Origin of the sequence: Paraburkholderia sp., assembly GCF_036488795.1 — a bacterium.
In the GTDB taxonomy this organism is placed as follows: Bacteria; Pseudomonadota; Gammaproteobacteria; order Burkholderiales; family Burkholderiaceae; genus Paraburkholderia.
Genome location: NZ_DASXHA010000130.1, coordinates 1 through 6,135, shown reverse-complemented (window position 1 = coordinate 6,135; position 6,135 = coordinate 1). Strand labels below are relative to the sequence as shown.

The following is a 6,135-nucleotide window of genomic DNA, read 5'->3' as shown; positions in this document are numbered from 1 at the left end:
CGCGAAGCCCATTACGCTGGGGGGCGATCAGACCATCGCGTTGCCGATTTTGCGTGCGATCCACCGTCAGCACGGCAAGGTCGGCCTGATTCATGTTGACGCTCACGCCGACGTCAACGACACCATGATGGGCGAGAAGATCGCCCATGGCACGCCGTTTCGCCGCGCCGTCGAAGAAGGCCTGCTGGACTGCGAGCGCGTCGTTCAGATCGGACTGCGTGGTACCGGTTACGAAGCGGAGGACTTCGACTGGTGCCGCGAGCAGGGCTTCGAGGTAGTGCAGGCCGAAGCATGCTGGAACCAGTCGCTTGCGCCGCTGATGGCGCGCGTGCGTGAGCGAATGGGCGACGGCCCGGTGTACATCACGTTCGACATCGACGGTATCGACCCGGCATTTGCGCCTGGCACCGGTACGCCGGAGATCGCCGGCTTGACCGTGCCGCAGGCGCTGGAAATTATTCGCGGCTCGCGCGGTTTGAATATCGTGGGCTGTGATCTGGTCGAGGTGGCGCCACCCTACGATCCGTTCGGCACCACAGCCCTGCTGGGCGCCAATCTGGCCTTCGAACTGCTGTGCGTACTGCCGGGTGTGGAATATCGGCCTGCCACACGCTGAGGCGTTTTCGGTTATGCAACCAGGTCCTCGAGCTGACGATTGACGTGCGGCTCGAGCTCACGCGCCTCCTTCGCGAGGTTGATTTGTTTCGCCGATTTCGCGACCTCCAGAACGTCGGGCTTGATGTCGTAGCCGCCTCGCATGTTCAACCAGACGAGGACGTCCGACAGATGCCAGACTGACGGGTTGCCTTCGTGAACCGGAATCGGGAAATCGGCCGCGTGGCTGAGCATCAGCTTGCGCATGTTTTGACGCGATACGCCGGCCACGTCGGCGACGTCGGTGAGACCGACGAAGTCCGGACCCGCTTCGACGAGGCGTGCCGACGGGATGGCCCGCTTGACGTCTTCCAGCGCGCTCACCAGAGCCTGCAGCGCAGTCGCACCTTCGCGGGCGAATGCCAGCGCGATGCGCCCCGGCAGCCCCACGCCGATGGTTGCGTCGTCGCATCCGGCTTCGGCAAGCCGCTCCACGATCTCGTCGTGGTCACAGTCGTCTGCCGCGAGCTGGTATTTGAGAGTGAAGTCGTATTCCATAAATTACTCCTGCTTGACGGCATGAGCGCTTGCGCCTTGTGACGAGCACTTTTGCCGGTGAGTCGTGCAATTGTCGACCACCCTTTTGAGAAGCCGAGCATGGTTTCCTGGATTCTTGGGCGTGCTCCACACACTGGTAATGCAGAACTCTCCGCAGCGGCACTCTGAGTCGTTGTACGGACAGTACAACTTGCCCCAGGCGTGCCCGTTGCCGCCGCTCTTGACGCGCCAGCCGTGCTTTTCGGCATAGGTCAGCGCGTCTTCAATTTCCTTCTTTGAGTGGGTCCCTCGAATCATCAATGGCCTCATCTTAAGTGGATGGTTTTTGGTTGTCAAGTGACAACCTTGGGCGATGAAAAAAGCATGAAAACGTATGAGCGATTCTTTTTGAAATCGGCGGGAATGGAGTGAAACTGTCTGCCAATCAGTCGTACCGCATAGCGACTGAACCATGCTAGAGAGTCCGCGGCGAGAAGTCTCCTCGGCCGGAAGTGGTAGGACGGGAGGGACGGTGAGGGGGCGCGCGCGAGGAAAAGGGATGTGGCCCGCGCAGAGGTGAAATAAAAACGGCCCGCATTGCGCGGGCCGTTGATGCACGATTCGTGCTTGCGTTGTTGCTACGCGTACGCGGCTTTGCGCGGCGACACCAGCGCGAGGTAGCAAAGCGCGCCGACGGCGAGTGCCGGCAGGGTGGCGCCCAGATTCGGCAGCCATTGATTGACGGCTTGATACGCGGCAATCCCGATTGCCCACGAGATGAAAGCGCTCAGGTGCCAGCCGCCCGAAAAGCCATAGCGACCGCTCACATCCGCGAGCGCGGCGGCCTCGATGCGGCGTTTGCGCACGATGAAGTGGTCCACCAGCACGACCCCGAAGAGCGGCGCGAACACCGAACCGATCAGCAGCAGGAAGTTCTGGTACCTGGCCATTGGCACGAGCAGGGCGATCGCGGTACACAGGGCGCCGAACGCCGCCGACAGCACAGGCACCGTTGCGCGCGTCCAGAATGTGCCGGTCGAGACCGCGGCGGAGTGGATGTCGGCGAACGCGTTGTCCACTTCATCAATCAGGATCAGCAGCAACGCGAGGCCGCCGCCCGCCTGCGCGAGCGCGCCGGTCAGGAGCGCGTCGCCGCCGCCTGCCGCGAGGCCGTAGACCGCGCCGAGGCCGTAGAACCAGAGGTTGGCAATGCCGTAGCCCAGCAGCGTGCCGCGAAAGGACTCGCTGGAGCGGCGGCCAAAGCGCGTGTAGTCGGCGATCAGCGGCAGCCAGGACAAAGGCATGGCGACGACGAGATCGATCGCGCCGCCGAACGACATGTCGCCCGTGCCCGGGCGGCGCATCAGGGCTGCCAGGTCATGCCTCGCCAGCAGATTCCACGACAGCCATGCGGCGCCCGCCAGCAGCAGCCAGATACCCCAGGTACGCAGGAAACGGCGCACGAACGATAGCGGCCCGCTGATGGCGAGCAGCGTCGCGAGCAGGCCGAAGATGATCGTCCAGACGAGCGGCATCGACAGGCCGAACGCCTGTTTCGCGAGGGCGTCGGCGGAATCGCGCATCACGATCACTTCGAACGAGCCCCAGCCGACCAGCTGCACGGCGTTCAGCACCGCCGGGATGGACGCGCCGCGTACGCCGAGCGTGGGCCGCAGCGACGACATCGCCGCGAGGCCCGTGTCCGTGCCGATCACGCCGGCCAGCGCGAGCAGCACGACGCCGATCGCGCTGCCGATGACGATCGCCGCGAGCGCATGCGGCAGCGACAGCCCCGGCACCAGCAACGCGCCGGCCTGGGCGACCAGCAGGCCGATGCCCAGCGAAAACCACAACGCGAAGGCATCGCCGGTACGAAACGCGCGGCGCGCCTCGGGCACCGGTATGAGCGGCGCGTAAGTAGAGCCGGCGTCGCCGGTGAGTGGATCTTGTGCCATCTGGAGTCGTCCCTGTCGGATTGCTGATTGTTGCTGTTTGCGGTGCCGTGCGGCGTCTGTTGCGTCATCGCTCGCGCGTCCGGGGCGGCACCGCGTTGTGCGCTGCTGCCGGCATTTCCCTGGCCGTTCGGCCAGCGTGCGCGGCTTGGCGGCTCGCCATCGCCCGGTCACTGTCATAATGCATGACCGTGCCGCAGACTGCGCGCCGGCTGTTTTGCCGCCTGGCGCGCAGGTTGCGCCGCTTCCGCGTGCTGCAGCCGAGCCACGCCCGGAAAGCCGAGATTATCCACAAAACGCCATGTTTGAAGAAACCCGCGCCAATGTTCCGCTCGCTGAGCGTCTGCGGCCCCGCACTATTGATGAAGTGATCGGCCAGAAGCACCTGCTCGGGCCGAACAAGCCGTTGCGGGTCGCTTTCGAGTCTGGCGAAGCCCATTCCATGATCCTCTGGGGGCCGCCCGGTGTCGGCAAGACCACGCTCGCGCGCCTGATGGCCGATGCCTTCCACGCGGAATTCATTGCGCTGTCGGCCGTGCTCTCGGGCGTGAAGGACATTCGCGAAGCGGTCGAGACGGCCCAGGTGCATCGGGCGCATGGGCATCAGACGCTGGTGTTCGTCGACGAAGTTCACCGCTTTAACAAGAGTCAGCAAGACGCTTTCCTGCCGCACGTCGAATCGGGACTGTTCGTGTTCGTTGGCGCGACGACGGAAAATCCGTCGTTCGAGGTCAACAGCGCGTTGCTGTCGCGCGCCGCGGTTTATGTGCTGAAGAGTCTCGACGACGACGAGCAGCGCGAACTGCTCGAGCGGGCGCAGAAGGAACTCGGCGGCCTGACGTTTACTGACGAAGCCCGCGACGCGCTGATCGGCTCCGCCGATGGCGATGGTCGCAAGCTGCTCAACAACCTGGAAATCGTCGCGCGGGCGGCCGCGCAGCAGAAGAGCACGGAGATCGACGGCGCGCTGCTCGGCAGCGCGCTCGCGGAGAATCTGCGCCGCTTCGACAAGGGCGGCGACGCGTTCTACGACCAGATCAGCGCGTTGCATAAGTCGGTGCGCGGCAGCAATCCGGACGGCGCGCTGTACTGGTTCTGCCGCATGCTCGACGGTGGTGCGGACGCGCGTTACCTCGCGCGGCGGATCGTGCGAATGGCGTGGGAAGACATTGGTCTTGCCGACCCGCGGGCGGCCCGTATCGCGCTCGACGCAGCCGAAACCTACGAGCGGCTCGGCACGCCGGAGGGCGAGCTGGCGTTGGCGCAGGCCATCATCTATCTGGCGGTGGCGCCGAAGTCGAATGCCGGCTACAACGCATACAACGAAGCGCGGCGTTTCGTGAGCAAGGATCAGTCGCGCGGCGTGCCGGTGCATCTGCGCAATGCACCCACGAAGCTGATGAAGGAACTCGGCTATGGTCACGAGTATCGCTACGCGCACGACGAACCCGACGCCTACGCCGCCGGCGAGACCTATCTGCCCGACGGCATGCGCGAACCGCACTGGTATGAACCGACCCCGCGCGGCCTGGAAGGCAAGATTGGCGAGAAGCTGGCGCGGCTCGCCGAGCTCGACGCGCAGTGGCGCAGCGAGAACAAGCCCAAGAAGAGCTAAGCGGGCCTGCGCCGGTGCGCTAAAATCCCTTTTTCATACAACGAATACCCGCCCCATCCCATGCTCGACATTCAGCTGCTGCGCAAAGACCTCGACGGCGTCGCAAAACGCCTCGCCGATCGCGGCTATACCCTCGACGTAGCGGCTTTCACCGCCCTCGAAGCGGAACGCCGCGCCGTCCAGACCCGTACCGAAGAGTTGCAGGCACGCCGTAACAGCCTGTCGAAGCAGATCGGGGCGATGAAGGGGCGGGGCGAGGACACGTCGGCGGTGATGGCCGAAGTGGCTGGCATTGGCGACGAGATGAAGGCGTCGGCGGCACAGCTCGACGACATCCAGAAGCGCCTGTCGGACCTCATGCTCGGCATGCCGAACGTGGCGCATGAAAGCGTGCCGGTCGGCAAGGACGAAGCGGACAACGTCGAAGTGCGCCGCTGGGGCACGCCGCGTCAGTTCGACTTCGAGGTGAAGGATCACGTGGATGTCGGCACGCCGCTCGGCCTCGACTTCGAAACGGGCGCGAAGCTTTCCGGCGCACGTTTTACGCTGTTGCGCGGGCAGATTGCGCGGCTGCATCGCGCGCTCGCGCAGTTCATGATCGACACCCATACGCTGCATCACGGCTACACCGAAACCTACACACCGTACATCGTCAATCCTGAGATTCTGTACGGCACCGGCCAGTTGCCGAAGTTCGCCGACGACATGTTTCGCGTCGAAAAGGGCGGTGCCGAAAATACGGTGACGCAGTACCTGATCTCTACTTCGGAAATTTCGCTGACGAACACGGTGCGCGACAGTATCGTCGAAGCGAATGCGCTGCCCATCAAGCTCACGGCGCATTCGCCGTGCTTCCGTTCCGAAGCGGGTTCGTACGGGCGCGACACGCGCGGCATGATCCGTCAGCATCAGTTCGACAAGGTCGAGATGGTGCAGATCGTCGCGCCGGAGACGTCGTACGACGCGCTGGAGCAAATGGTCGGTCATGCCGAGACGATTCTGCAGAAGCTCGAACTGCCGTATCGCGTCATCACGCTGTGCACGGGCGACATGGGCTTCTCCGCAACCAAGACATACGACCTGGAAGTCTGGCTGCCGGCGCAGAACACCTACCGCGAAATCTCGAGCTGCTCGAATACCGAGGCGTTCCAGGCTCGGCGCATGCAGGCGCGCTATCGCAACGCGCAGGGCAAGCCCGAGCTCGTGCATACCTTGAACGGCTCGGGCCTTGCGGTTGGTCGTACGCTGGTTGCCGTGCTGGAGAACTTCCAGAACGCGGATGGCTCGGTGACGGTGCCGGTGGCGCTGCGTCCGTATCTCCGCGGAGTGGAGCGGCTGGAAGGGCCGGCTGCCTGAAGTCGGGGTCGCGGGTCGGCCGGGTCCTTTGCAGTTTTTGTCAAAAGGGGCTTGGCTAACCCGTTTCAATTGTTCTATAAT

The 6,135-nt window shown here is 64.1% G+C and carries 6 protein-coding genes; 3 read left to right on the top strand and 3 right to left on the bottom strand.

What is annotated here, in order from left to right; all coding sequences use genetic code 11:
- Positions 1-616: arginase family protein (locus VGH41_RS19060; protein ID WP_331599087.1), on the top strand; the 616-nt coding region annotated here is incomplete at its 5' end.
- Between the two features lie 11 nt (positions 617-627).
- On the opposite strand, the gene VGH41_RS19055 is transcribed toward VGH41_RS19060, so the two are convergent.
- The 3 genes from VGH41_RS19055 to cytX all read right to left on the bottom strand — a co-directional run bounded on the left by VGH41_RS19055 (position 628) and on the right by cytX (position 3,086).
- Entirely contained in the window at positions 628-1,152 is a 525-nt protein-coding gene (locus VGH41_RS19055; protein WP_331599086.1) for a DNA-binding protein, read from the bottom strand.
- Between the two features lie 3 nt (positions 1,153-1,155).
- Positions 1,156-1,449, bottom strand: a complete 294-nt coding sequence (locus VGH41_RS19050) for a hypothetical protein (protein ID WP_331599088.1) — start codon at positions 1,447-1,449, stop codon at positions 1,156-1,158.
- Between the two features lie 320 nt (positions 1,450-1,769).
- Positions 1,770-3,086 carry a putative hydroxymethylpyrimidine transporter CytX gene (gene cytX, locus VGH41_RS19045; protein WP_331599085.1) on the bottom strand — a complete coding sequence of 439 codons (1,317 nt, stop codon included), beginning with the start codon at positions 3,084-3,086 and terminating at the stop codon, positions 1,770-1,772.
- Between the two features lie 298 nt (positions 3,087-3,384).
- Here cytX and VGH41_RS19040 point away from each other — a divergent pair, with 298 nt between their 5' ends.
- Positions 3,385-4,698, top strand: coding sequence for a replication-associated recombination protein A (locus VGH41_RS19040; RefSeq protein ID WP_331599084.1), 1,314 nt, complete (start codon positions 3,385-3,387; stop codon positions 4,696-4,698).
- Between the two features lie 60 nt (positions 4,699-4,758).
- Positions 4,759-6,054: a serine--tRNA ligase gene (gene serS, locus VGH41_RS19035; protein WP_331599083.1), complete on the top strand. Its 1,296-nt coding sequence runs from the start codon at positions 4,759-4,761 to the stop codon at positions 6,052-6,054.
- Positions 6,055-6,135: the final 81 nt, after the last annotated feature.

Bases quoted from the DNA above. Each gene is read 5' to 3' on its own strand.
- VGH41_RS19055 (WP_331599086.1), bottom strand. From the start codon at position 1,152: ATGGAATACGACTTCACTCTCAAATACCAGCTCGCGGCAGACGACTGT.
- VGH41_RS19050 (WP_331599088.1), bottom strand. From the start codon at position 1,449: ATGATTCGAGGGACCCACTCAAAGAAGGAAATTGAAGACGCGCTGACC.
- cytX (WP_331599085.1), bottom strand. From the start codon at position 3,086: ATGGCACAAGATCCACTCACCGGCGACGCCGGCTCTACTTACGCGCCG.
- VGH41_RS19040 (WP_331599084.1), top strand. From the start codon at position 3,385: ATGTTTGAAGAAACCCGCGCCAATGTTCCGCTCGCTGAGCGTCTGCGG.
- serS (WP_331599083.1), top strand. From the start codon at position 4,759: ATGCTCGACATTCAGCTGCTGCGCAAAGACCTCGACGGCGTCGCAAAA.